Source organism: Shigella sp. SIG6 (genome assembly GCF_053555815.1).
The window spans coordinates 24,665-47,526 of the sequence record NZ_JBQZXC010000016.1 but is presented as its reverse complement, the minus strand read 5'-3'; the positions used below and the strand labels follow the sequence as shown (position 1 = coordinate 47,526).

At 52.7% G+C, this 22,862-nt stretch carries 24 protein-coding genes; 6 read left to right on the top strand and 18 right to left on the bottom strand.

The window, feature by feature from the left end; translation table 11 throughout:
* Window positions 1-72: 72 nt before the first annotated feature.
* A complete protein-coding gene (yqfG, locus tag ACUU1M_RS04885) occupies window positions 73-198 on the top strand; it encodes a protein YqfG (protein WP_001010156.1) in 126 nt (41 codons plus the stop codon).
* Here the strand turns inward: yqfG and ACUU1M_RS04880 are convergent.
* Window positions 195-266, bottom strand: coding sequence for a hypothetical protein (locus ACUU1M_RS04880; RefSeq protein ID WP_128567310.1), 72 nt, complete (start codon window positions 264-266; stop codon window positions 195-197). The genes yqfG and ACUU1M_RS04880 overlap by 4 nt on opposite strands.
* 54 nt (window positions 267-320) lie before the next feature.
* Here ACUU1M_RS04880 and idi point away from each other — a divergent pair, with 54 nt between their 5' ends.
* Entirely contained in the window at window positions 321-869 is a 549-nt protein-coding gene (gene idi, locus ACUU1M_RS04875) for an isopentenyl-diphosphate Delta-isomerase (RefSeq protein ID WP_001192805.1), read from the top strand.
* 42 nt (window positions 870-911) lie between these two features.
* Here the strand turns inward: idi and lysS are convergent, their stop codons facing one another.
* From lysS to xerD, 5 genes are all read right to left on the bottom strand, one after another.
* On the bottom strand, window positions 912-2,429 hold the full coding sequence (gene lysS, locus ACUU1M_RS04870) for a lysine--tRNA ligase (RefSeq protein ID WP_000003068.1): 1,518 nt from the start codon (window positions 2,427-2,429) through the stop codon (window positions 912-914).
* A gap of 9 nt (window positions 2,430-2,438) precedes the next feature.
* Window positions 2,439-3,537 (bottom strand): peptide chain release factor 2 gene (prfB, locus tag ACUU1M_RS04865; RefSeq protein WP_134797987.1). Its coding sequence is split into 2 segments (ribosomal slippage): window positions 2,439-3,461 and window positions 3,463-3,537, totalling 1,098 coding nucleotides; the frame shifts between segments, so codons are not numbered across the junction.
* A 90-nt stretch (window positions 3,538-3,627) separates the two neighbouring features.
* Complete coding sequence (gene recJ / locus ACUU1M_RS04860) at window positions 3,628-5,361, bottom strand: single-stranded-DNA-specific exonuclease RecJ (protein WP_000813187.1); 1,734 nt, start codon at window positions 5,359-5,361, stop codon at window positions 3,628-3,630.
* A 5-nt stretch (window positions 5,362-5,366) separates the two neighbouring features.
* The gene (gene dsbC, locus ACUU1M_RS04855) at window positions 5,367-6,077 is read right to left on the bottom strand and encodes a bifunctional protein-disulfide isomerase/oxidoreductase DsbC (RefSeq protein WP_000715213.1); all 711 of its coding nucleotides are present in this window, start codon (window positions 6,075-6,077) and stop codon (window positions 5,367-5,369) included.
* 24 nt (window positions 6,078-6,101) lie between these two features.
* Window positions 6,102-6,998 (bottom strand): site-specific tyrosine recombinase XerD, encoded by an 897-nt coding sequence (xerD, locus tag ACUU1M_RS04850; RefSeq protein ID WP_000806656.1) that lies wholly within the window; start codon window positions 6,996-6,998, stop codon window positions 6,102-6,104.
* Between the two features lie 111 nt (window positions 6,999-7,109).
* On the opposite strand from xerD, the gene fldB reads away from it, so the two are divergent.
* Window positions 7,110-7,631, top strand: a complete 522-nt coding sequence (gene fldB, locus ACUU1M_RS04845) for a flavodoxin FldB (protein WP_001055867.1) — start codon at window positions 7,110-7,112, stop codon at window positions 7,629-7,631.
* 39 nt (window positions 7,632-7,670) lie between these two features.
* Here fldB and ACUU1M_RS04840 read toward each other — a convergent pair whose 3' ends face one another.
* Together ACUU1M_RS04840 and sdhE are read right to left on the bottom strand one after the other, a co-directional pair.
* The gene (locus ACUU1M_RS04840; RefSeq protein ID WP_000244767.1) at window positions 7,671-8,078 is read right to left on the bottom strand and encodes a protein YgfX; all 408 of its coding nucleotides are present in this window, start codon (window positions 8,076-8,078) and stop codon (window positions 7,671-7,673) included.
* Window positions 8,059-8,325 carry an FAD assembly factor SdhE gene (sdhE, locus tag ACUU1M_RS04835; RefSeq protein ID WP_000354044.1) on the bottom strand — a complete coding sequence of 89 codons (267 nt, stop codon included), beginning with the start codon at window positions 8,323-8,325 and terminating at the stop codon, window positions 8,059-8,061. Before sdhE ends, ACUU1M_RS04840 begins: the two co-directional genes overlap by 20 nt.
* 242 nt (window positions 8,326-8,567) lie before the next feature.
* Here sdhE and ygfZ point away from each other — a divergent pair, with 242 nt between their 5' ends.
* Entirely contained in the window at window positions 8,568-9,548 is a 981-nt protein-coding gene (ygfZ, locus tag ACUU1M_RS04830; RefSeq protein WP_000886062.1) for a tRNA-modifying protein YgfZ, read from the top strand.
* 195 nt (window positions 9,549-9,743) lie between these two features.
* On the opposite strand, the gene trhA is transcribed toward ygfZ, so the two are convergent.
* Window positions 9,744-10,403 (bottom strand): PAQR family membrane homeostasis protein TrhA, encoded by a 660-nt coding sequence (gene trhA / locus ACUU1M_RS04825; RefSeq protein WP_000250274.1) that lies wholly within the window; start codon window positions 10,401-10,403, stop codon window positions 9,744-9,746.
* Between the two features lie 163 nt (window positions 10,404-10,566).
* Window positions 10,567-10,878: a N(4)-acetylcytidine aminohydrolase gene (yqfB, locus tag ACUU1M_RS04820; protein WP_001182938.1), complete on the bottom strand. Its 312-nt coding sequence runs from the start codon at window positions 10,876-10,878 to the stop codon at window positions 10,567-10,569.
* Window positions 10,879-10,922: 44 nt separating this feature from the next.
* Here yqfB and bglA point away from each other — a divergent pair, with 44 nt between their 5' ends.
* Window positions 10,923-12,356: a 6-phospho-beta-glucosidase BglA gene (bglA, locus tag ACUU1M_RS04815; protein WP_005076748.1), complete on the top strand. Its 1,434-nt coding sequence runs from the start codon at window positions 10,923-10,925 to the stop codon at window positions 12,354-12,356.
* A gap of 56 nt (window positions 12,357-12,412) precedes the next feature.
* On the opposite strand, the gene ACUU1M_RS04810 is transcribed toward bglA, so the two are convergent.
* From ACUU1M_RS04810 to gcvT, 4 genes are all read right to left on the bottom strand, one after another.
* Window positions 12,413-13,156 (bottom strand): SDR family oxidoreductase, encoded by a 744-nt coding sequence (locus tag ACUU1M_RS04810; protein ID WP_000951960.1) that lies wholly within the window; start codon window positions 13,154-13,156, stop codon window positions 12,413-12,415.
* A 266-nt stretch (window positions 13,157-13,422) separates the two neighbouring features.
* A complete protein-coding gene (gcvP, locus tag ACUU1M_RS04805) occupies window positions 13,423-16,296 on the bottom strand; it encodes an aminomethyl-transferring glycine dehydrogenase (RefSeq protein ID WP_000195082.1) in 2,874 nt (957 codons plus the stop codon).
* 118 nt (window positions 16,297-16,414) lie between these two features.
* Window positions 16,415-16,804, bottom strand: coding sequence for a glycine cleavage system protein GcvH (gene gcvH, locus ACUU1M_RS04800; RefSeq protein WP_001295377.1), 390 nt, complete (start codon window positions 16,802-16,804; stop codon window positions 16,415-16,417).
* Between the two features lie 23 nt (window positions 16,805-16,827).
* Window positions 16,828-17,922, bottom strand: coding sequence for a glycine cleavage system aminomethyltransferase GcvT (gene gcvT, locus ACUU1M_RS04795; RefSeq protein ID WP_000068696.1), 1,095 nt, complete (start codon window positions 17,920-17,922; stop codon window positions 16,828-16,830).
* A 290-nt stretch (window positions 17,923-18,212) separates the two neighbouring features.
* On the opposite strand from gcvT, the gene ACUU1M_RS04790 reads away from it, so the two are divergent.
* Window positions 18,213-18,296, top strand: a complete 84-nt coding sequence (locus ACUU1M_RS04790) for a hypothetical protein (protein WP_122985416.1) — start codon at window positions 18,213-18,215, stop codon at window positions 18,294-18,296.
* Window positions 18,297-18,369: 73 nt separating this feature from the next.
* Here ACUU1M_RS04790 and ubiI read toward each other — a convergent pair whose 3' ends face one another.
* The 4 genes from ubiI to ygfB are packed head-to-tail and all read right to left on the bottom strand — an operon-like array spanning window position 18,370 to window position 22,699.
* A complete protein-coding gene (gene ubiI / locus ACUU1M_RS04785; RefSeq protein ID WP_001192220.1) occupies window positions 18,370-19,572 on the bottom strand; it encodes an FAD-dependent 2-octaprenylphenol hydroxylase in 1,203 nt (400 codons plus the stop codon).
* A gap of 22 nt (window positions 19,573-19,594) precedes the next feature.
* Window positions 19,595-20,773: a 2-octaprenyl-6-methoxyphenyl hydroxylase gene (ubiH, locus tag ACUU1M_RS04780; RefSeq protein WP_000111172.1), complete on the bottom strand. Its 1,179-nt coding sequence runs from the start codon at window positions 20,771-20,773 to the stop codon at window positions 19,595-19,597.
* A complete protein-coding gene (gene pepP, locus ACUU1M_RS04775; RefSeq protein ID WP_001290131.1) occupies window positions 20,770-22,095 on the bottom strand; it encodes a Xaa-Pro aminopeptidase in 1,326 nt (441 codons plus the stop codon). The genes ubiH and pepP overlap by 4 nt, the downstream gene beginning before the upstream one ends.
* Window positions 22,096-22,120: 25 nt before the next feature.
* Window positions 22,121-22,699: a UPF0149 family protein YgfB gene (ygfB, locus tag ACUU1M_RS04770; RefSeq protein ID WP_001295378.1), complete on the bottom strand. Its 579-nt coding sequence runs from the start codon at window positions 22,697-22,699 to the stop codon at window positions 22,121-22,123.
* Window positions 22,700-22,862 lie beyond the last annotated feature (163 nt).

The following is a 22,862-nucleotide window of genomic DNA, read 5'->3' as shown; positions in this document are numbered from 1 at the left end:
GATGTCTGGATATATAGGGGCAAATCCAGCTTCTGATGCGCAAGCTGAAGAAAAATGAGCATGGAGAATAATATGAATTTTTTAATGCGCGCTATATTCAGTCTGTTGTTGCTTTTTACTCTCTCTATTCCTGTCATTTCTGACTGTGTTGCAATGGCCATTGAAAGTCGCTTCAAATATATGATGCTACTTTTTTAAATGGTTTTTACCTGTCGGCATCCGCTCAAAACGGGCGGTTGTCGATAAACGCTCTCTTGGTTAATCATTTCACTCTTCAATTATCTATAATGATGAGTGATCAGAATTACATGTGAGAAATTATGCAAACGGAACACGTCATTTTATTGAATGCACAGGGAGTTCCCACGGGTACGCTGGAAAAGTATGCCGCACACACGGCAGACACCCTCTTACATCTCGCGTTCTCCAGTTGGCTGTTTAATGCCAAGGGGCAATTATTAGTTACCCGCCGCGCACTGAGCAAAAAAGCGTGGCCTGGCGTGTGGACTAACTCGGTTTGTGGGCACCCACAACTGGGAGAAAGCAGCGAAGACGCGGTGATCCGCCGTTGCCGTTATGAGCTTGGCGTGGAAATTACGCCTCCTGAATCTATCTATCCTGACTTTCGCTACCGCGCCACCGATCCGAGTGGCATTGTGGAAAATGAAGTGTGTCCGGTATTTGCCGCACGCACCACCAGTGCGTTACAGATCAACGATGATGAAGTGATGGATTATCAATGGTGTGATTTAGCTGATGTATTACGCGGTATTGATGCCACGCCGTGGGCGTTCAGTCCGTGGATGGTGATGCAGGCGACAAATCGCGAAGCCAGAATACGATTATCTGCATTTACCCAGCTTAAATAAAAAACCCCGACATTTGCCGGGGTTGTGAGCATAACGTAATGCTTATTTCACCGGACGCATCGCCGGGAACAGAATAACGTCGCGGATGGTATGGCTGTTGGTGAACAGCATTACCATACGGTCGATGCCAATCCCCAGACCTGCTGTCGGCGGTAAGCCATGTTCCAGTGCGGTAACGTAATCTTCATCGTAGAACATCGCTTCGTCGTCACCTGCGTCTTTCGCGGCAACCTGATCCAGGAAGCGTTGCGCCTGATCTTCCGCGTCATTCAGCTCGCTAAAGCCGTTACCGATTTCACGACCACCGATGAAGAACTCAAAGCGGTCTGTGATTTCCGGGTTAATGTCGTTACGACGCGCCAGCGGAGAAACTTCTGCCGGATATTCAGTAATGAAGGTCGGCTGAATCAGATGTGCTTCTGCCACTTCTTCGAAGATCTCGGTAACGATACGGCCCAGACCCCAGCTCTTCTCAACGTGGATACCGATAGATTCAGCAATCGCTTTCGCAGAGTCGAAGTTATCCAGATCCGCCATGTCGGTTTCCGGGCGATATTTCTTGATCGCTTCACGCATGGTCAGTTTTTCGAACGGTTTACCGAAGTCCAGCGTCACGTCGCCGTAGGTCACTTCCGTCTTACCGAGAATATCCTGTGCCAGAGTACGGAACAGCGATTCGGTCAGCTCGATCAGATCTTTGTAATCTGCGTAAGCCATGTAGAGTTCCATCATGGTGAACTCTGGGTTATGACGTACGGAAATACCTTCGTTACGGAAGTTACGGTTGATTTCGAATACACGCTCGAAGCCACCGACCACCAGACGCTTGAGGTACAGTTCCGGCGCGATACGCAGGTACATGTCGAGATCCAGCGCATTATGGTGGGTGATAAACGGACGCGCAGCGGCACCGCCTGGGATCACCTGCATCATCGGCGTTTCAACTTCCATAAAGCCGCGGTTCACCATGAACTGGCGAATACCAGAGAGGATCTGCGAGCGTACTTTAAAGGTGTTACGGGATTCATCGTTAGAGATGAGATCCAGATAACGCTGACGATAGCGCGCTTCCTGATCCTGCAAGCCGTGGAATTTATCCGGCAGCGGACGCAGTGCTTTGGTCAGCAGACGCAGCTCGGTACAGTGGATAGACAGTTCGCCGGTTTTGGTTTTGAACAGTTTACCTTTCGCGCCGAGGATGTCGCCGAGGTCCCATTTTTTGAACTGCTCGTTGTAAACGCCTTCCGGCAGATCGTCACGGGCAACGTACAGCTGAATGCGGCCACCCACATCCTGCAGGGTAACGAAAGACGCTTTACCCATAATACGGCGGGTCATCATGCGGCCAGCAACGGCGACTTCGATGTTCAGCGCTTCCAGTTCTTCGTTCTCTTTACCGTCGAATTCTGCGTGCAATTGGTCAGAGGTATGATCGCGACGGAAATCGTTCGGGAAGGCAATTCCCTGCTCACGCAGGTTCGCCAGCTTCTCACGACGCGTTTTCAGTTCATTGTTAAGATCGACTACCGCGTCAGCGCCCTGTGCGTGTTGTTCAGACATGTTGGTTCCTCATAACCCTGCTTTCAAACTTGCTTCGATAAATTGATCCAGGCTGCCGTCCAGCACGGCCTGCGTGTTGCGGGTTTCTACCCCGGTGCGCAGATCTTTAATGCGGGAGTCATCAAGGACATAAGAACGAATCTGGCTGCCCCAGCCGATGTCAGATTTGTTATCTTCCATCGCCTGTTTCTCGGCATTTTTCTTCTGCATCTCCAGTTCATAAAGCTTCGCTTTCATCTGCTTCATGGCCTGATCTTTGTTCTTGTGCTGGGAACGGTCGTTCTGGCACTGGGTCACGATCCCGGTCGGGATGTGGGTAATACGCACCGCAGATTCGGTACGGTTAACGTGCTGACCGCCCGCGCCGGACGCGCGATAAACGTCAATGCGCAGATCCGCCGGGTTGATTTCGATATCAATATCATCATCAACTTCCGGATAAACAAACGCAGAGCTGAACGACGTGTGGCGACGACCGCCGGAGTCAAACGGGCTTTTACGCACCAGGCGGTGAACGCCAGTTTCTGTACGCAGCCAGCCGTAAGCGTAATCGCCGGAGATTTTGATCGTCACGGATTTAATACCCGCCACTTCACCTTCCGACTCTTCGATGATTTCAGTTTTGAAACCACGCGATTCTGCCCAGCGCAGATACATACGCTCAAGCATGCTCGCCCAGTCCTGTGCTTCCGTACCGCCAGACCCCGCCTGAATATCGAGGTAACAGTCGGCGCTGTCATATTCGCCAGAGAACATACGGCGGAACTCAAGCTGCGCCAGTTTTTCTTCCAGGGCGTTGAGTTCAGCAACGGCTTCGTTAAAGGTTTCTTCGTCGTCAGCTTCTACAGCCAGTTCCAGCAGACCAGAAACATCTTCCAGCCCCTGTTTCATTTGGTCGAGGGTGTCGACAACGGCTTCGAGGGAGGAACGCTCTTTACCCAGCGCCTGTGCGCGTTCGGGTTCGTTCCAGACATCCGGCTGTTCCAGCTCGGCGTTTACTTCTTCCAGACGCTCTTTCTTGGCGTCGTAGTCAAAGATACCCCCTAAGAACGTCGGAGCGTTCCGTGAGGTCCTGAATGCGATTATTTACCGGATTAATTTCAAACATGGTCTGATTTCTTTTATTGAGCTAGTCAAAATGCGGTGATAAGAGCGGGATTGTACCCAATCCACGCTCTTTTTTATAGAGAAGATGACGCTAAATTGGCCAGATATTGTCGATGATAATTTGCAGGCTGCGGTTGCCGCGAAACTCGTTGATATCGAGCTTATAAGCCAGTTGCACTTCGCGCACGCCGTTATCCGGCCAGAGAGCGGTATCGACATTAAAAGCAATACCATCCAGCAGTGGACCGCCGCCGACCGGTTCGACCATCACCTTCAAATGACGTTCGCCCACCAGCCGCTGTTGCAGCAGACGGAAATGACCGTCAAACAGCGGCTCCGGGAACATCTGCCCCCACGGGCCAGCATCGCGCAGCAGCTGCGCCACTTCCATGGTCATTTCGGCCGGGCTTAACGGACCGTCTGACACCACTTCGCCTTGCAATAGCGAAGGGGCCAGCCACTCAGTAACCAGTTCGCCAAACCGTTGTTGAAAGAGTTCGAATTTATCCTCTTCCAGCGACAAACCCGCCGCCATCGCATGACCGCCAAACTTGAGCATCATGCCGGGGTAGAGTGTGTCTAATCGCTCCAGCGCATCACGCATATGCAGCCCCTGAATGGAGCGACCGGAACCTTTCAGCGTACCGTCACCTGCTGGCGCAAAGGCGATAACCGGACGGTGAAAACGCTCTTTGATACGCGAAGCCAGAATACCGACAACGCCCTGATGCCATTCGGGGTGATACATTGCCAGCCCGCCGGGTAGCGTGTCACGGCTGCGCTCCAGTTTCTCGCACAGGGTCAGGGCTTCAACCTGCATTCCTTGTTCGATCTCTTTTCGCGTCTGGTTTAGCGCATCGAGTTCATTTGCCAGCACGCGCGCTTCGCCGATGTTGTCGCACAGCAACAGCGCCACACCAACGGACATATCATCCAGTCGCCCGGCAGCATTGAGACGCGGTCCCAGCGCAAAACCTAAATCGCTGGCGGCTAGTTTTTGTGCATCGCGATTTGCCACTTCCAGCAGCGCTTTAATCCCTGGACGGCACTTTCCGGCACGGATGCGACTCATCCCCTGCCAGGTCAGAATGCGATTATTAGCGTCCAGCGGCACGACGTCCGCTACTGTCCCCAGCGCTACCAGATCCAGCAGTTCTGCCAGGTTAGGAATTGCGATGCCGCGCTCATCAAACCAGCCCTGATCGCGCAAAAAGGTGCGCAGCGCCAGCATCAGATAAAACGCCACACCCACGCCTGCCAGTGATTTCGACGGGAAATTACAGTCGCGCAAGTTAGGGTTAATGATCGCTTCCGCTGCGGGTAATGTGTCGCCCGGCAAATGGTGATCGGTAACAATAACCGGGATGCCCAACGAGCGAGCGTGCTCAACTCCCGCATGGGAGGAAATACCGTTATCCACCGTGACAATTAACTGCGCGCCACGGGCATGGGCCTGATCGACCACTTCCGGGCTTAAGCCGTAACCGTCTTCGAAACGGTTTGGTACCAGGTAGTCGATATTGCTGCAACCAAGCGAGCGCATCGCCAGCACGCTTAGAGCCGTGCTGGTCGCGCCGTCGGCGTCGAAATCACCGACCACAATAATCCGCGTTCCTTCGCGAAAAGCGTTGTAAAGGATCTCAACGGCCTTTTCGACACCGCTTAGTTGCTGCCAGGGCAACATACCTTTAACACTGCGTTCCAGTTCTTGCGCACTGCGTACTCCCCGGCTGGCGTATAAACGGCGCAGCAAGGGAGGCAATTCAGCGGGCAAGTCTGCCGTTTCATCGACTTCACGGCGACGAAGTTGTATCTGTTGTTTCACGCGAATTATTTACCGCTGGTCATTTTTTGGTGTTCGTCGAGGAATTCTTTCATGTCTTTCGGCGGCTGGTAACCCGGAACAAGTGTGCCATTGCTCAGCACAACTGCCGGAGTACCGCTAACGCCAAGCTGGACGCCAAGTGCGTAATGGTCGGCAATATCCACGTCGCAGCTGGCTGGTGCGACGCTTTTACCTGCCATCACATCATCAAACGCTTTGTTTTTATCTTTCGCACACCAGATAGCTTTCATTTCTTTCTCTGCATCGCTGTCCAGCCCCTGGCGCGGGAAAGCAAGATAACGCACGGTGATCCCCAGCGCGTTATAGTCTGCCATTTGCTCATGCAGTTTGTGGCAGTAACCACAGGTAATATCAGTAAACACGGTGATGACGTGTTTTTCCTGCGGCGCTTTATAAACGATCATCTCTTTTTCAAGCGCATTCAACTGCTTTAACAGCATCTTATTGGTGACATTGACCGGAGCCGTGCCACTAACGTCATACATTGGCCCCTGAATGATATGTTTACCATCATCGGTGATGTACAACACACCGCTGTTAGTCAGAACTGTCTTCATGCCAGCTACGGGCGCGGGCTGAATATCGCTGCTTTTGATGCCCATTTTGGCTAACGTTTGTTGAATTGCCGCGTCATCAGCCTGAGCAAAGCCTGAAAACGCCGCTAACAAAGTAAACAACATAAAACCTTTCTTCATAAATCTTCCCGTTCTTTTCAGACATCACGCCCGCGGGTGATGCTGTTGATGAAGTTGCCGCAGACGCTCGGTAGCGACATGCGTATAAATTTGCGTGGTGGAAAGATCGCTGTGGCCCAGTAGCATCTGCACCACGCGTAAATCCGCACCATGATTTAATAAATGAGTGGCAAAAGCGTGACGCAACACATGCGGTGACAGCTTTTCGCTGTCGATACCCGCCAGCACGGCATAATGTTTAATGCGGTGCCAGAAGGTCTGTCGCGTCATCTGCTGCGCACGCTGGCTGGGAAACAACACGTCAATTGACACACCATTCAGCAGCCACGGACGCCCATGTTCCAGATAGGTTTCCAGCCAGTAAACCGCCTCTTCCCCTAACGGCACCAGGCGCTCTTTGTTGCCTTTACCAATGACCCGCACTACGCCCTGACGCAGGCTGATATCACTTATTGTCAGCCCGACCAGTTCAGAGACACGCAGCCCGGTAGCATACAACACTTCAAGCATGGCTTTATCGCGTAGCTCCAGTGGCTGATCAATTAATGGCGCCTGTAATAAACGTTCGACCTGCGCTTCGCTTAAATCTTTTGGCAAACGCTGGGGCAATTTCGGTGAAGCGAGATGCGCACTGGGATCGTCTTCACGAAACTTTTCGCGATAAAGATACTGGAACAATCGGCGCACTGCACTCAGCAAACGCGCTGAGCTGGTGGCTTTATACCCGCCCTCCAGCCGTTCTGCCAGTAATGCCTGCAAATCGTCACTTTGCGCCGTCGCCAACGTCAACCCGCGGTGATGCAACCACTCCACCATCATTGACAGATCGCGACGGTAAGCGTTCAACGTATTTTCAGCCAGATTTTTTTCCAGCCACAGAGCATCAAGAAACTGCTCGATGCGTGTCAGATCCTGTTTCACTTGCGCCCCTTATGGTCACTCATTTGATCCATTATGCCTTATTGTGCCGTGACTAAAGCGATTCTGATACACTAGCTGCAAAAGCCACAGCAGAATCGAGAAGCTTACGTTATGAATATGGGTCTTTTTTACGGTTCCAGCACCTGTTACACCGAAATGGCGGCAGAAAAAATCCGCGATATTATCGGCCCAGAACTGGTGACCTTACATAACCTCAAGGACGACTCCCCGAAATTAATGGAGCAGTACGATGTGCTCATTCTGGGTATCCCGACCTGGGATTTTGGTGAAATCCAGGAAGACTGGGAAGCCGTCTGGGATCAGCTCGACGACCTGAACCTTGAAGGTAAAATTATTGCGCTGTATGGGCTTGGCGATCAACTGGGATACGGCGAGTGGTTCCTCGATGCGCTCGGTATGCTGCATGACAAACTCTCGACCAAAGGCGTGAAGTTCGTCGGCTACTGGCCAACGGAAGGATATGAATTTACCAGCCCGAAACCGGTGATTGCTGACGGGCAACTGTTCGTGGGTCTGGCGCTGGATGAAACTAACCAGTATGACCTTAGCGACGAGCGTATTCAGAGCTGGTGCGAGCAAATCCTCAACGAAATGGCAGAGCATTACGCCTGATCTCACTGACGGCTTAGCGCATATGCTTTGCCGTCATCTTTATCTTTGCGTCTCTTGTTGCAACAAAATCCGCCGTAAATCCCGCCATTCGGCTTCGTCCATGCTGTCGGCTGCCAGCCATAAATGTTGCCGTTTACCGCCATCAGAACGTAAACGCAGCATCATGCCGCTCTTAATCATCCACGGTGCTTTGACGATGCTCCACTCCTGCCCTTGCCAACGCAAACGCCCGTCCATCAACAAGCGAATTTCCCCCTGGCGAGCATTAATACACCGCTGGCTGCGAACGCAATCAAATACCACAAGCGAAAGTAACACCATCCATAACGGGGTGTAACTGAGCGGCCAGGGCATGAGTAAAATAACAGCGGCAACCAGCCCATGAATCAGCAAGGAAAGCCACTGTGCGCGCCAGGAGACGCGCAAATCAGATTGCCACAGGACCACGTTCCCGGTTCCGTGTCTGGATGAGTCGGACCATTATTTCCAGTTCTGCATCGGCCGGTTTACCGTGATTCATCAGCCAGTTAAACAGGTCCGGATCGTCACATTCCAGCAGACGAATAAAGATGCGTTTTTCGTCATCGCTTAAGCTGTCGTACTCATGTTCGAAAAACGGCATGATTGAAATATCGAGTTCGCGCATACCACGGCGGCATGCCCAATGAATGCGGGCTTTGTTGTTAATGTCCATCTTCTTCCTGTCTCACGAAAATCCAGTACCCGGCTATTGTAACGTGTTTTTCGACTTCTTTTACGGGAATATCAGTAAACACCATCGCGATCGCGAAATTAATTCACAACAATTCAAGGGCTTCATTTTTTTGGCAGTCGCCTCGCAGAAGGCACAGATCGCGTAGTGAAAGCACTTGCATTGCCTCATAGCTCTTTTACCATTAGTCATTAATACGCCGTTAAGCAACTCAGGACTCTATTATGGCTTTTACACCTTTTCCTCCACGTCAGCCTACGGCTTCTGCCCGTTTACCGCTGACGCTGATGACGCTTGATGACTGGGCGCTTGCCACCATTACTGGCGCGGACAGCGAAAAATATATGCAGGGTCAGGTGACAGCAGATGTCAGCCAGATGGCAGAAGATCAGCACCTGCTCGCCGCCCATTGCGACGCCAAAGGTAAAATGTGGAGCAATTTACGTCTGTTCCGCGACGGCGATGGCTTTGCATGGATTGAACGGCGCAGCGTGCGTGAACCGCAGCTGACTGAACTGAAAAAATATGCGGTATTCTCTAAAGTGACCATCGCGCCAGACGACGAGCGTGTGCTGCTTGGTGTTGCCGGTTTTCAGGCGCGCGCCGCGCTGGCAAATCTCTTTAGCGAACTGCCTTCGAAAGAAAAACAGGTAGTCAAAGAAGGCGCGACCACTTTGCTATGGTTTGAACACCCGGCAGAACGTTTCCTGATCGTAACCGATGAAGCTACTGCTAATATGCTGACCGATAAACTGCGCGGTGAAGCGGAACTGAACAATAGCCAACAGTGGCTGGCATTAAACATTGAAGCTGGTTTCCCGGTGATTGATGCCGCCAACAGCGGGCAGTTTATCCCACAGGCGACCAATCTCCAGGCGCTGGGCGGTATCAGCTTTAAGAAAGGCTGTTATACCGGACAAGAGATGGTGGCGCGAGCAAAATTCCGTGGTGCCAACAAACGCGCGCTCTGGTTGCTGGCAGGTAGTGCCAGCCGACTGCCGGAAGCTGGTGAAGACTTAGAGCTGAAAATGGGCGAGAACTGGCGTCGTACCGGTACGGTGCTGGCTGCGGTAAAACTGGAAGATGGTCAGGTCGTGGTACAGGTCGTCATGAATAACGATATGGAACCGGACAGCATCTTCCGCGTACGCGACGATGCGAATACACTGCATATCGAGCCGCTGCCGTATTCGCTCGAAGAGTAAATCTCTGTATCGCATCAGGCATTTATCGCCTGATGCGACGCTGACGCGTCTTATCATGTCTGGGATTTGATGCCTTTATCACAACAGGGACGAGGCCCGTAGATCGGATAAGGCGTTCACGCCGCATCCGGCGGTTGCGCTCCGATGCCTGATGCGACGCTGACGCGTCTTATCAGGCCTACAAAGGCATACCCATTACGCCTGCCCAATATACAAATAGATCGCCAGAAAGTGGCACACACTACCGCCGAGCACGAAGCCGTGCCAGATGGCATGGTTGTATGGAATGCGTTTGCAGACGTAGAAAATCACCCCGAGCGAATAAACCACGCCGCCTACCGCCAGTAAGGTAACGCTGCCCGCCGCGAGCTTAACTGCCATTTCATAAATTACCACCAGCGACAGCCAGCCCATCGCCAGATAAGTCACCAGAGATAAAATTTTGAATCGGTGCGCGATGGTCAGTTTGAACAGAATCCCCAGTAATGCTAGGCTCCAGATAACAATCATCAACCCGCGCGCTAACGGAGAATCCAGCCCCACCAGCAAAAACGGCGTGTAGGTTCCGGCAATCAACAGGTAAATAGCGCAATGGTCAAATTTCTTCAGCCACATTTTTGCCCGTTGATGAGGAATGGCGTGATAGAGCGTCGAAGCGAGGAACAGCAGGATCATACTGCCGCCATAGAGGCTGTAACTGGTTATCGCTGTGGCGCTGGCATTGAGATCCACCGCCTGAACCAGTAGCAACACCAGCCCAACGATACCAAACACCAGCCCAATGCCGTGACTGACGCTGTTGGCAATTTCCTCTGCCAGCGAATATCCCTGCTTAATGAGGGGCTTCTGAACCATAACTTACTCCAGAGAAACGTACACGCACATGTATACCTCTCCAGCGTAACTGAGAATAGTTCCAGTGAACACCTGTTAGCTAAAATAAATTCTGATTTGAGACTAATCTCCTAAAAATCATGAAATTAAATGCGAAATTTCAACAAACAGGCGTGAGTTCAATTTAAAGACATTTAAATTCAATCATATAAAATTGTGTCTGACCGGGATAGATGTCAGCAATGACCTTTTTCAGTTCAGGCAGGGTCATATTTTCCTGCTCTGCATGTTTTTCCGTCAGTGTATCCAGCGTTACGGTTGAGGTTGCGGTGACTTCAATCGTGCAAAAATAACCGTCATCTTCAAAACGTCCGACACGAAGCACATCACCCGTTTTGAAGTGCGATTCAGACTCGTCGCGGATGGTGATGGCTTTACGCCCAGCCAGAATGTCATCCTGGAAACGTTGAAAAAAAGTGATGTCGTTTGGCTGCATGGTACTATTTCCTGTAAGAATTGACTGATCTGGAGCCTATGATAGTGAAAAAACTCACCTTACCGAAAGATTTCTTATGGGGTGGCGCCGTTGCCGCTCATCAGGTCGAAGGCGGCTGGAACAAAGGCGGCAAAGGACCGAGCATTTGTGACGTTCTGACCGGTGGCGCACACGGCGTGCCGCGCGAAATCACCAAAGAAGTCTTGCCAGGAAAATACTATCCAAACCATGAAGCCGTTGATTTTTATGGTCACTACAAGGAAGACATCAAGCTATTTGCCGAAATGGGCTTCAAATGTTTTCGGACTTCCATCGCCTGGACGCGTATTTTTCCAAAAGGTGATGAAGCTCAGCCAAACGAAGAAGGGCTGAAGTTTTACGACTCTCTGTTCGATGAACTGCTGAAATACAACATCGAACCGGTGATAACCCTCTCCCACTTTGAAATGCCGCTGCATCTGGTGCAGCAATACGGTAGCTGGACCAACCGTAAATTCGTTGATTTCTTTGTCCGTTTCGCGGAAGTGGTATTCGAACGCTACAAGCATAAAGTCAAATACTGGATGACCTTCAACGAAATAAACAACCAGCGTAACTGGCGTGCGCCGCTGTTTGGTTACTGCTGCTCCGGCGTGGTGTATACCGAGCATGACAACCCGGAAGAGACGATGTACCAGGTGCTGCATCACCAGTTTGTCGCCAGCGCCCTGGCAGTGAAAGCCGCGCGTCGCATTAACCCGGAGATGAAAGTCGGCTGTATGCTGGCGATGGTGCCGCTCTATCCCTACTCATGTAACCCGGACGATGTGATGTTCGCTCAGGAGTCGATGCGCGAACGCTACGTCTTTACCGATGTGCAGCTATGCGGCTATTACCCGTCCTATGTATTGAACGAGTGGGAACGTCGCGGATTTAATATCAAAATGGAAGACGGCGATCTCGATGTACTGCGCGAAGGCACCTGCGATTATCTTGGTTTCAGCTATTACATGACCAACGCAGTGAAGGCCGAAGGCGGCACCGGCGATGCGATCTCTGGTTTTGAAGGCAGCGTACCGAACCCGTATGTTAAAGCGTCTGACTGGGGCTGGCAGATTGATCCAGTAGGTCTGCGCTATGCCCTTTGCGAACTGTATGAGCGTTATCAGAGGCCGCTGTTTATTGTCGAAAACGGTTTTGGCGCTTACGACAAAGTGGAAGAAGATGGCAGCATCAACGACGACTACCGCATTGACTACCTGCGCGCCCATATTGAAGAGATGAAAAAAGCAGTGACTTACGATGGTGTGGATCTGATGGGCTACACACCGTGGGGCTGCATCGACTGCGTGTCATTCACTACCGGGCAGTACAGCAAACGCTACGGCTTTATCTATGTGAATAAACATGACGACGGTACTGGCGATATGTCGCGTTCACGTAAGAAGAGCTTTAACTGGTACAAAGAGGTGATTGCCAGCAACGGCGAGAAGCTTTAAGTCGATGAAGTACCGGATGCAATACTTGTTGCATCCGGTCAGACAACTTTCCTGTTTTATTTCCCGCCCGCCAAATCGATAAAACTTCCCGTGACGTAAGAGGCTTTATCACTTAGTAGCCAGACAATGGCCTGCGCGACCTCTTCTGCCTGTCCACCACGCTGCATGGGGATGTTCGACTTAACGCGATCGACGCGTCCAGGCTCGCCGCCGCTGGCGTGCATTTCGGTATAAATAAACCCTGGCCGCACGCAGTTAACGCGGATCCCCTGCGCGGCGACTTCCAGCGATAGTCCGGTGGTTAACGTATCAATCGCCCCTTTCGATGTCGCGTAATCAACATATTCCCCTGGCGAACCCAACCGTGAGGCCACCGAAGAGACATTGACGATAGCGCCGCCACTGCCACCATTTTTAAGCGCCATGCGTTTTACCGCCTCGCGGCAGCAGAGAAAATATCCCGTCACGTTGGTGGAAAGTACTCGGTTGATTCGCTCTGCGGTAAGGTTTTCAACGGTGCACTGGGTAAACAAGATCCCGGCGTTATTGACCAGCGCTGCTAGCGGTTCATCGTGCTGATCGATTGCTGTAAACATCGCAACGACCTGGTTTTCGTCGCTGATATCCGCCTGGAGCACGAATGCTTTGCCACCGGCTTGCATTATTAAGTTCATCACTTCCTGCGCCGCGTGGAGGTTTTGCTGATAATTAACCGCCACCGTATACCCTTCTTGCGCCAACAGTAATGCAGTTGCCCGCCCGATGCCGCGACTGCCACCGGTCACAAGTGCTATAGCCATTTGTTTTTCCGAGAAAAATTAATTCGTTGACGTATCTTTGAGATTGCTAACAAACTGGCTCAATCTTCAATGTTGGCACGCTTTTCCCCCTCGCCCTTTCAGGGAGAGGGTCGGGGTGAGGGTAAATATTCGCGCCAGTGCCGGCCTGTTCCCCTCACCCTAACCCTCTCCCCAAAGGGGCGAGGGGACTGTCTGAGCACTTTTGTACTTTGTCATCTGACTAAAAAGGCGCCGAAGCGCCTTTAGAAAATACTCGAATCAGTGAATTACTGGTATTCGCTAATCGGTACGCAGGAGCAGAACAGGTTACGGTCGCCGTAAACATCATCCAGACGTTTCACCGTCGGCCAGTATTTGTCTGCCACGCCTGCCGGGAATACCGCAACTTCACGGCTGTACGGATGCGCCCACTCGGCGACCAGTTCGCTCTGAATGTGCGGCGCGTTCACCAGCGGGTTATCTTCCAGCGGCCAGACACCGGCTTTCACCTGGTCAATTTCTGCGCGGATAGCCAGCATCGCGTCGATAAAGCGATCCAGTTCCACTTTGCTTTCAGATTCAGTCGGTTCAACCATCAGCGTACCCGCCACCGGGAACGACATCGTCGGCGCGTGGAAACCGTAGTCGATCAGGCGCTTGGCAATATCCAGCTCGCTGATGCCGGTTTCTTCTTTCAGCGGGCGAATATCGAGAATACATTCGTGCGCCACGCGACCGTCGCGACCGGTATACAGCACCGGGAAGGCATCCTGCAGGCGGCTGGCAATATAGTTGGCGTTGAGGATTGCCACCTGGCTTGCTTTTTTCAGCCCTTCTGCGCCCATCATGCGGATGTACATCCAGCTGATTGGCAGGATAGAGGCGCTACCGAACGGTGCCGCAGAAACTGCGCCCTGACGGGTTAACATGCCTTCGATTTGCACCACGCTATGACCCGGTACAAACGGTGCCAGATGCGCTTTCACACCGATCGGTCCCATACCCGGACCACCACCGCCGTGCGGAATGCAGAAAGTTTTATGCAGGTTGAGGTGCGAAACGTCCGCGCCAATAAAGCCCGGCGAGGTGATGCCAACCTGGGCGTTCATGTTCGCGCCATCAAGGTAAACCTGACCGCCGAACTGATGCACGACTTCACACACTTCACGGATCGTTTCTTCATACACGCCGTGGGTAGAAGGATAAGTCACCATGATACAGGAGAGGTTATCGCCCGCCTGTTCCGCTTTCGCGCGCAGATCAGTCAGATCGATGTTGCCGTTTTTATCACACGCCACAACCACCACCTGCATTCCTGCCATATGTGCAGAAGCGGGGTTAGTTCCGTGCGCAGAAGCCGGGATCAGGCAGATATCGCGATGCCCTTCGTTGCGGCTTTCATGATAATGACGAATCGCCAGCAGGCCCGCGTATTCGCCCTGTGCGCCGGAGTTCGGCTGCATACAAACGGCGTCGTAACCGGTCAGTTTCACCAGCCAGTCAGCCAGCTGCGCAATCATCTGCTGATAACCTTCAGCCTGTTCCGGCGGGCAAAACGGGTGCAGTTCGGCAAATTCCGTCCAAGTGATTGGGATCATCTCGGCGGCGGCGTTCAGTTTCATGGTGCAGGAACCCAGCGGGATCATCGCCTGATTCAGCGCCAGATCTTTACGCTCCAGCGAGTGCATATAGCGCATCATTTCGGTTTCGCTGTGATAGCGATTAAACACCGGATGGGTGAGGATTTCGTCGTCGCGCAGCATCGCAGGCTGGATAGAGCGGCTGTCGTGAGCCACGTCTTTGTCCAGCGTGTCGATCTCCAGCCCGTGGTTATCGCCCAGCAGCACACTGAAAAGCTGCATTACGTTTTCACGCGTGGTGGTTTCATCAAGGGTGATCCCCACGGCGTTCAGGATATCGCTACGCAGGTTGATTTCAGCCGCTTCGGCACGCGTCAGTACGCCCGCTTTGTCGGCCACTTCCACACACAAGGTGTCGAAATAGTGCGCATGGCGCAGTTTCAGACCTTTTTGTTGCAGGCCCGCCGCCAGAATATCGGTCAGACGGTGAATGCGGTTAGCGATACGTTTCAGGCCAACCGGGCCGTGATAAACGGCATACAGGCTGGCGATGTTTGCCAGCAGTACCTGGGAAGTACAAATGTTGGAGTTCGCTTTCTCACGACGAATATGTTGCTCGCGAGTCTGCATCGCCATGCGCAGCGCGGTATTGCCAGCTGCATCTTTCGATACACCGATAATACGGCCCGGCATTGAGCGTTTGTATTCATCTTTCGCCGCAAAGAATGCCGCGTGTGGGCCACCGTAGCCCATCGGCACGCCGAAGCGTTGCGCCGAACCAAAAACAATATCCGCGCCCTGTTTACCCGGCGCAGTTAACAGCACCAGCGCCATAATATCGGCGGCAACGCTGACCACAATTTTGCGTGATTTCAGTTCGCTAATAAGCGCAGTGTAGTCGTGAATTTCACCGGTAGTGCCTACCTGCTGTAACAGCACGCCGAAGACGTCCTGATGGTCGAGCACTTTTTGCGCGTCATCGACAATCACTTCAAAACCAAAGGTTTCGGCACGAGTACGGACCACATCCAGCGTTTGCGGATGCACATTGGAAGCCACGAAGAAGCGGTTGGCATTTTTCAGTTTGCTGACGCGTTTCGCCATCGCCATTGCTTCGGCGGCAGCAGTGGCCTCGTCCAGAAGAGAAGCAGAGGCCATATCCAGTCCAGTCAAATCCAGCGTTACCTGCTGGAAGTTGAGCAGTGCTTCAAGGCGGCCCTGGGAGACTTCAGGTTGATACGGAGTGTACGCGGTATACCAGCCCGGATTTTCCAGCATGTTACGCAGGATAACCGGCGGTAGCTGCACGGCGGTGTAACCCATGCCGATGTAAGACGTGAAGCGTTTATTGCGACTGGCAATAGCCTTGAGTTCTGCCAGTGCGGCGTATTCGGTCGCCGGTGCGCCAACCTGCGGTGGTGTCGCAAGCTGAATATCTTTCGGCACAATCTGGCCGGTCAGCGCGTTTAACGATTGTGCACCAACGGCATTCAGCATTTCTTGCTGTTGCGCGGCGTCCGGTCCGATATGGCGTTCAATAAAAGCGCCGCTGTTTTCAAGCTGGCTTAACGTCTGTGTCATGAGCGATGGTTCCTGAAACGTGCAGTGAATTGTGAACCTCTCTCCTTACGAAGAGAGTGAGGGTGAGGCATAAATTTTCCTCACCCTGATCCTCTCCCGCAGAAGAGGAATAAAGCCGTTACTCATCTTCTAACAATGCTTCGTATGCGGTCGCATCCAGCAGTGATTCCAGTTCGCTTTCATCGCTGGCTTTGATTTTAAAGATCCAGCCGCCTGCATACGGTTCGCTGTTCACCAGTTCCGGGGAATCGCTCAGTGCGTCGTTTACCGCCACGATTTCACCGCTTACTGGCGCATAAATGTCTGACGCCGCTTTTACCGATTCGGCAACCGCGCAGTCATCGCCCGCGCTAACCGTTGCGCCCACTTCCGGCAGGTCAACAAACACCATATCGCCTAACAGCTCCTGAGCATGTTCGGTAATACCAACGGTGTAAGTGCCGTCGGCTTCTTTACGCAGCCATTCGTGTTCTTTGCTGTATTTCAGTTCTGCTGGTACGTTGCTCATCAATCAATCTCCAAAAAAGTAAATCACGCGACGGCTTTGCCGTTACGCACAAAAACAGGTTTTGTCACTTTAACCGGCATTTCACGGTTGCGAATTTGCACAATCGCCGTTTCGCCAATACCTTCCGGCACGCGCGCCAGCGCAATGCTGTAACCCAGCGTCGGGGAGAAAGTACCGCTGGTGATAATGCCTTCATGCTGGTTGCCCTGCGCATCGGTAAAGCGTACCGGCAGTTCATTACGCAGCACGCCTTTTTCGGTCATCACCAGACCAACCAGTTTTTCTGTACCATGCTCACGCTGCACTTCCAGGGCTTCACGACCGATAAAGTCACGATCTGTCGGTTCCCAGGCGATAGTCCAGCCCATGTTGGCGGCTAAAGGAGAAATAGTTTCGTCCATCTCCTGACCATAAAGATTCATGCCCGCTTCCAGACGCAGCGTGTCACGCGCCCCCAGACCGCAGGGCTTAACGCCCGCTTCCACCAGCGCACGCCAGAAATCGGCCGCTTTTTCATTGGGCAGCGCAATTTCATAGCCCGCTTCACCGGTATAACCAGTGGTGGCAATAAACAGATCGCCCACCTGCACGCCAAAGAACGGTTTCATCCCTTCCACCGCCTGAAGCTGAGCATCATTAAACAGTGTGGCAGCTTTTGCCTGAGCATTCGGCCCTTGCACGGCAATCATGGAAAGGTCATCACGAACGGTAATTTCGATGCCGAAAGGTTCAGCGTGTTGGGTAATCCAGGAGAGGTCTTTTTCGCGGGTGGCGGAGTTAACAACGAGGCGGAAGAAATCTTCAGTAAAGTAGTAGACGATGAGATCATCTATCACACCGCCAGAGGCATTCAACATCCCCGAGTAAAGGGCTTTGCCGCTTTTGGTGAGCTTCGCCACATCGTTCGCCAGCAGATAACGCAGAAACTCCCGGGTGCGGCTGCCGCGGAGATCGACGATGGTCATATGCGACACATCAAACATTCCGGCATCGGTACGTACCGCATGATGTTCGTCGATTTGCGAACCGTAATGCAGCGGCATCATCCAGCCGTGGAAATCCACCATGCGAGCGCCGCAAAGCGTGTGTTGTTCGTACAAAGGAGTCTGTTGTGCCATCTTGTCCTCATTGAATAAGCGGGGCTGACAACTTTTTCATGGTGAAATTATCACCACAAAACCCAGCATCGGAGCCACTCCCGGTCCCCAACGCAATCGTTCTCTTTTGCCTGAACTTACCACCGAAACAGACTGTTAACCATAAGGTAAAATTGATCATCACATTAGCTTATGGTTAAAAAATGCAAAAATCGCGACAGAATAAAAAACCAAAAAATACACCAATTTCTATACAAAGATGATGTGATGAGAAAGTCAATTTGAATAAGACAATATTAAGAGCTAAAAAAATGTCAAAAAACACTAAATCAAAAAATCATGGCATTAGAAAATATAATGCGAAAACGGAGGTGAAATTAGTTTATTTCAAATGAGGAAAATCTCCCGGCGAAAAAACCGGGAGATGAAAGTGTGATGGGTATCAAATAAACAACAGAGGAGAAATTTTTAACGCAGCCATTCAGGCAAATCGTTTAATCCCATTGCCTGGCGGATAAGTTGCGGCTTAACGCCAGGAAGCGTGTCGGCCAGTTTCAAACCAATATCACGCAGCAGTTTTTTCGCCGGATTAGCGCCGGAAAAGAGATCGCGAAAACCCTGCATACCAGCCAGCATCAGCGCCGCGCTGTGCTTGCGGCTACGTTCATAGCGGCGCAGGTAAATGTACTGCCCGATGTCTTTACCCTGACGATGCAACCGTTTCAGTTCAGCAATCAGCTCTGCGGCGTCCATAAATCCGAGATTAACGCCCTGCCCCGCCAGTGGGTGAATGGTATGCGCGGCGTCGCCCACCAGCGCCAGACGGTGTGCGGCAAACTGGCGCGCATAACGCCCCGTCAGCGGGAACACCTGACGCGCGCTCTCAACCTTGCATAAGCCAAGGCGATTATCAAAAGCGATATTTAACGCGCGATTAAATTCGTCTTCACTTGCCTGCTGCATCCGCTGCGCTTCCTCTGGCGACAGTGACCAGACAATCGAGCAAAGATGCGGATCGCTAAGCGGTAAAAAGGCCAGAATGCCTTCGCCATGGAAAACCTGCCGCGCCACCGCATCATGCGGTTCTTCCGTGCGAATGGTCGCTACCAGCGCGTGATGCTGATAATCCCAGAAAGTCAGCGGAATATCTGCTTTGTTGCGCAACCAGGAATTAGCACCGTCCGCGCCAATCACCAGACGCGCCGTTAACATGCTGCCATCTTTCAGCGTCAGGAAGGTTTCATTTTCTCCCCAGGCGACCTGCTGTAATTCTGTGGGGGCCAACAGAGTAATATCTGACGACTGCTGCGCTTTGTTCCACAGCGCGTAGTGAATCACTGAGTTTTCAACGATGTGCCCAAGATGGCTATAGCCCATGCTTTGATCGTCAAACGAGATGTGACCAAAACTGTCTTTGTCCCACACTTCCATGCCGTGATAGCAACTGGCCCTACGAGCGAGAATGTCCTGCCAGACGCCAAGACGGGTGAGTAATTTTTCGCTGGCGGCATTGATAGCCGAAACGCGCAGTTGTGGTAGTGCATCTACCGCCAGAGGTTCCGGTACGCGCTGCTCCAGTACGGCAACGCGTAAGCCGCTCCCCTGTAAGCCGCAGGCAACCGCCAGCCCCACCATGCCGCCGCCAACAATGGCTACATCAACACTTTGCATTGTTTATTCCTTAAAACCGCCTTCAACGCGCCACCCAACCGAGGGTGCGCTGCGCCAGCACATCGCGTGCCGGGGTGAATAATTCCATCGTCATCAGTCCGATGTTGCGCCCGACAACCAGCGGTGCCCAACGGTTGGCAAAAAGATGTACCAGGCTGTCCGTGACGCCGATGGTTGCTTCGCGATCGCTCTGTCGATGCTGCTGATAGCGGCACAATATGCCGTAATCACCGATGTCTTCTCCGCGCTCATGCGCCTGAGTCAGGGTTTCCGCAAGGCTCATGACATCTCGCATACCGAGGTTAAACCCTTGCCCGGCAATCGGGTGCAGAGTTTGCGCCGCATTGCCCACCAGCACAGTGCGATGGGTAATCGGTCTGGCGGCGCGGGTTAATGCCAGCGGATAAGCACTGCGTTTACCGGCGTGGGTAATTTGCCCCAGTCGCCAGCCAAAGGCAGACTGGAGTTCACGGCAAAACTTCTCGTCGCTCCACGACAGCACCTCTTCGCGCCGTTCCAGTGGATGACACCAGACCAGCGAACAGCGTCCGTCAGACATCGGCAACATCGCCAGCGGGCCATGTTGCGTGAAGCGTTCAAAAGCGCGGCCTTCGTGCGCAACAGAAGTAGCAACGTTGGCAATCACTGCCAGTTGTTCGTAAGGCTCCTGCTGCCAATCAACGCCGCACGCGGTGGCTAACGCTGAATGGGTGCCATCAGCGGCTATCAGCACGCGGCCCGTCAGCATCTCGCCGCTCTCCAGCGTCACTTCAACGTGACTCTGAGTACGGGCAACGTTAGCTACGCGATCGGGGCAATGCAGCATTACGCCAGGTGCTTTTCGCAGCAATGCAAACAGCCGTTGCCCGACATTATGCAATTCGACAACCTGCCCCAGCGCCGCCAGTTGGTAATCTTCTGCGGCGAGGGTGACGAATCCAGCATGACCACGATCGCTGACATGCACGGTAGTGATGGCGGTTGCGCAATCAGCCAGAGATTGCCAGACGCCGATGCGCGCCAGTTGCTGACAGGTACCCGCCGCCAGCGCTATCGCTCGTCCATCAAAGCCCGGATGAGCATGTGACTCTGGCGCAGTCGCTTCAATCAAATGTACCGGCAGCGCCCCGTGACTTAACCGGGAAATAGCCAGCGCCAGCGTCGCGCCCGCCATGCCGCCACCGACGATGATTACGCTCATTGCTTTCTCGCAGCAGCCATCAACGCTTCGATTTCTTCCGGCTTTTTCACCACGCTGGCGGTGAGGTTTTCGTTGCCGGTTTCGGTAATCACAATGTCGTCTTCAATACGAATGCCGATACCGCGATATTGTTCTGGCACATCCGCATCCGGCGCGATATACAGACCAGGCTCTACGGTCAGTACCATCCCCGGTTCCAGAATGCGCGAGCGATCCTGACCATAAACGCCAACGTCATGGACATCCAGTCCTAACCAGTGACTAAGGCCATGCATAAAGAAAGGACGATGGGCGTTCTGAGCGATCAGTTCATCAACATTACCTTTCAGGATGCCGAGTTTTACCAGGCCGCTAACCATGATGCGCACCACTTCACCAGTGACTTCCAGAATGGAAGTTCCCGGACGATACAGGCGCAGGCTGGTTTCGAGAGACTCCAGCACAATGTCGTAGATTTCACGCTGGGCCTGGGTGAATTTGCCGTTGACCGGGAAGGTGCGGGTAATATCGCCCGCGTAACCTTTGTATTCACAACCCGCGTCAATCAACACCAGGCCACCGTCGCGCAGTTCACTCTCGTTTTCGGTGTAGTGCAGAATGCAGCCGTTTTCACCGCTGCCTACAATGGTGTTATAGGAAGGATAGCGCGCACCGTGGCGGTTAAATTCGTGGTGAATTTCGCCTTCCAGATGGTACTCGAACATTCCCGGACGGCATTTTTCCATCGCCCGTGTATGTGCCATGGCGGTGATTTCTCCCGCGCGGCGGAGTACGGCAATCTCTTCTGGCGATTTGAACAGGCGCATTTCATGAACAACAGGACGCCAGTCGATCATCGTTGCCGGTGCGGTGAGATTTTGCCGCGAACCTTTACGCAGTTTTTCCAGCGCACTGTTCACGATTTCATCAGCATATGCATATTCGCCCTGGGCATGGTAAACCACATCCAGGCCGTTAAGTAGTTGATAAAGTTGCTGATTGATTTCGCTGAATGCCAGTGCGCGGTCAACGCCCAGTTTCTCTGGCGCGGCATCCTGGCCTAAGCGACGGCCAAACCAGATCTCCGCCGTCAGGTCGCGAACGCGGTTAAACAGAACGCTGTGGTTATGAGTGTCATCGCTTTTAATCAGCACCAGCACCGCTTCCGGTTCGTTAAAGCCGGTGAAGTACCAGAAGTCACTGTTCTGACGATAGGGGTATTCGCTGTCGGCGCTACGTGTTACTTCTGGTGCAGCAAAAATCAGCGCGGCGCTGCCGGGTTGCATTTGCTCCACCAGGGCCTGACGGCGACGCTGAAACTCTTGCCGGGATATCTCACTCATAACACTCTCCTTACGTTTTTTGTTTTTAGTGTAGAGTCGGTTTTTGTACTTCTGGCGCGGTCGGTTGCGGATGAGTAAAGGTGTCGTGGCATAACAGCGCGGCAACACGAACGTATTCGATGATCTCTTCAAGCGACATTTCAAGCTCTTCCTGATCTTCGTCTTCGTCGTAGCCCAGCTGCGCGATGTTACGCAGATCGTCGATGGCTTCACCGGTTTCGCCGGTCACTTTGTCCAGCTTCGGTTGCGTAACGCCAAGACCAAGCAGGAAGTGATTGACCCAACCTGCCAGTGCATCAGCCCGATCGAAAACGCTGACATCATCGCCATCAGGCAGATAAAGCTGAAAAAGGAAGCCGTCATCCTGCAGGGCATCGCTGGTGGCAGAGTGCATTTTACGCAGTGCCTGTGCCAGCTCATGACCGAAAGCCATGCCTTCGTTCGTCAGGTCGTGAAGTAGCGGCAGCCATGAGCTGTCATCGTTACCGCCACATATCATCCCACTGATTAAACCATGCATCTCGGCAGGGGTCAGACCCGTCCCTTGTTGGTTCAGATACTGGTTCATTTCGTTGTAACCAGGCATTTCGTTCTGTATAGACATAAGCATTCGTCGTCAAAGGGAGGAATATTCATGATATGCTACCACTTTGGGCCCTGGTGGACCAGAAAAGGGCTTGTCTCTTCTCATCAGGGTAGCTATAGTGTCGCCCCTTCGCAGACCATGGGTCTAAAGACGAAGGCAGCGCAGTCAATCAGCAGGAAGG